Here is a 2,886-nt window from a genome sequence, read left to right as displayed (position 1 = left end):
TAAAATGCTGAAAGAATTATGAAAATGAAAGAAAATTACAGGGGATTTCTCATATCTGAAAAGCCGGGAAACACTATTTTATGACGGCTTTATGTAAACGGGGATGTAAGCAATTTTTCATAAAATGATCTAAGGCGAGCCGCTATGGCTTATCACAGGCAGGCCCGCGCCGTGATCTATCCAAAAATGCCGCAGATCGTTCAAAAGCAAGCTCTGAAACCCCGTGAAAAATCACTCAGAAACAGGATAATTCGCTGAAAAAACGGGGCATTGCAAAAGAAAATTTTGCCCTGCCCAGCAAATCTGATCTGCGGCACTTCACGGCGAAGGCCTTCTTCAGTGATGGCCACACCTCGGAAATCTGCATCTATCGGAGGTTTGAGAAGCATGGCAAACACGGTGGGAAATATGAGCTTTATATGACGGTAAACTTGTGTGAAAAGTATCCTGATATCGAAGTCACGGAGCGTTTCAGGTACATGTCCATATTCTACGATTTTGACAGCGACCTTACGGCGGAACAGAATGAACCAGCGGCGGAATAAAGCTGTTTCGGGAAGCTTAGGTTCAGGCCTTTCGGCATTTCTCTCTCCGCTTATCATTTGCTTCTTTTGCTCCGGCTCTGTCTCTGTCTTTTTTGGCCTGATTCCGGGGAGTTCATGCTTCTTATGCTTTGGCGCCGGCTTCGCGGCCGGGGCATCGCCCGGGAAGGGGCCATCCAAAGGGAGACAATGGAGGCAGTCTGGAACAGTTTCGGGCTCACAATGCTGCCGGATGCCCCTAAAGGCTAATCCGGAATGGCAAAATTTCGCGCCAGAGCGGCTTCTTCCCTCCGATTGCGGGGATCGGCACGTTTTTATCCGGGAGCTTCCGGTATTATATGCAGGAGCTGGTTCTTTTTCAGAGGCGCTGCCTCTTACCCGGAGATACGGCTGCGATGCGGAAAGCGCCAGCCGAAAAAGAAGCAGTCAGATTTTGCCGGCGCGAAGGGGTAATGAATGAACCTTGCTCCGGTATCATGACAGCATGCGAAAATCTCCGCATTTTCCCCGAAAGGTAACACGGAATGAGCATTTTTAACCTTTTTCACAGCCGGAAATCCGGCCCTGACAGACACAGCGACTGGGTTCACACCATCTTTTGCCTGCTTATGGCTACTCTGCCGTTTGTTATTGTTATTTTCATGCTTACGGAAGAAGCAGAGGAGCCGGAGGATTCTCAGGATGACGCCGTCGCGATCTGGATAAAAACATCCCTGGGCTACTATGACGCCGGCAATTACAGCGCCGCGGCTCACTATATGGAGAGAGGCTGCGGGAAGAGCTACCATGCAGTCTGCCTGTTCCGGGGACTTATGTATCTTGACGGCACGAGCCCGGATTACCGCAAGGAGAGCGCCCGCGAAGATGCGGTTCAGTATTTTAACAAGGGCTGCCGGAGTCTTAATACCCCTTTGTGCTATCTAATCAAAGAATACACCGGCGATCCCGGGAAGCAGAACGAGCAGCAGGTTATGACGGAGATCTGGATGATCGGCTGCGTTTCCGGACAGGGGACGGGCTGCGGACGGGCGGCCGGACTGCTTTATGAGGGCGGTCTCTTTCAGGAGGCCCATAATGTCGCCAGTATCGGCTGTTCTCTGCAGGATACTCAGAGCTGTCAGTACCGGGAGCAGGCAGAGGAAAAGATCCTTTCCCTGAAGTCGTCCGCCGAATAATCTGATTTTCCCATCCGAAGATACCCCGGAAGTTTTCCCGGAAAAGCCTGAGGTATTCGGTACGACATTTACTGTACAACATCACAACCACAAGGATGATTGATATGAAGCTTCATAAACTGACTTTGGGTATTCTGCTGGCTTTGCCGGTAACCGGTCTCGCAGCCATTACAGAGAATGATATCACCGGAAGATGGGAGCATCCCTATCTTGAAAACGAGGTGATCAAAATCGTCAAAAGCGGCAATGATTTTGCTATGGAGGAATACTCCGAAAATCCTGACACCGCAAAAACCTATACCCTCTGCAAGTGCAAAGCGGCCTATGATCCCAAGGCCGAAGCCCTCAAGGTAGCGCTGGACACCATTGACTGCGAGGTTATCGGGGAACAGACCGAACCGGAGGATGCCGATGAAGACGAGGAAGATGATGACACTCCTGTTACCTACGCCTTCGTTGAAACCCGGCAGCTTATTCAGAAGGCCGGCGATAAGGTATACGGCGTTGCCGGTTATATCGGCCCCGAGTCCGGAGAGACCGGATCTTGGTCATATGACTTTAACGGCGGCTACAATATCCAGGTAGCCAAGACCGGTGATGCCTACACTCTTGAGGTAAACGAATCTGACGGCGGCGGGGAAACTCATTCCTGCTCCTACAAGGCTTCGTATGACAGCGCCAAAGAGGTCTTTACCGTAAAGGATAAGCCGAACTGCGTGAAGATCGAATATGACGGCGATACCGAAAAGAGATCCCCGCTGGGCCGGGATTTCGGGATCACTTCATTTGAGATCAAGAAGGTGATCCGCATGGAAGGCACTGGCTATCAGGCTCCGTTTGAAAGGGTGTCAAAGTAATTTTGGGGCGGTTTATGTCTGTAACCCCGCATTTGGAACGGCGCTGACCTGAAATTCTGGCGGCAAAACTTAACAAGCGGGGCTCGCATCTTCAAAAGGAACCGATTCCTTTTTGCGTACATGAGCAGGTTCCGGAATACGAAAAACAAGGCATAAGATCTTCACGAGGCAAATACGGCTCAAAAGCCGCATTGCGATGGTTCGGGATGAAAATTATGGCTAAGCTCTAAAGAGGCGGGGCTAATGGGGGCTGGCCATGACGTGTTTTTGCCTTGCATTACACTATGTTGCATCCCCCTTACGCCATATCAT

General features: G+C 50.6%; 3 protein-coding genes. 2 read left to right on the top strand and 1 reads right to left on the bottom strand.

Features of this window, described 5'->3' with window-relative positions:
- Positions 1-200: 200 nt before the first annotated feature.
- Positions 201-602: a hypothetical protein gene (locus ACJROR_RS00285; protein WP_406545351.1), complete on the bottom strand. Its 402-nt coding sequence runs from the start codon at positions 600-602 to the stop codon at positions 201-203.
- 464 nt (positions 603-1,066) lie between these two features.
- Between ACJROR_RS00285 and ACJROR_RS00280 the strand changes: the two genes are divergently transcribed.
- Together ACJROR_RS00280 and ACJROR_RS00275 are read left to right on the top strand one after the other, a co-directional pair.
- On the top strand, positions 1,067-1,717 hold the full coding sequence (locus tag ACJROR_RS00280) for a hypothetical protein (RefSeq protein WP_406545350.1): 651 nt from the start codon (positions 1,067-1,069) through the stop codon (positions 1,715-1,717).
- 104 nt (positions 1,718-1,821) lie between these two features.
- Positions 1,822-2,574: a hypothetical protein gene (locus ACJROR_RS00275; RefSeq protein ID WP_406545349.1), complete on the top strand. Its 753-nt coding sequence runs from the start codon at positions 1,822-1,824 to the stop codon at positions 2,572-2,574.
- The last annotated feature ends 312 nt before the right edge of the window (positions 2,575-2,886 follow it).

This window comes from Succinimonas sp., assembly GCF_045225735.1.
GTDB lineage: Bacteria > Pseudomonadota > Gammaproteobacteria > Enterobacterales > Succinivibrionaceae > Succinimonas.
Note: the sequence above shows the minus strand (reverse complement) of the source record. Positions and strands in the feature narration are given on the sequence as shown.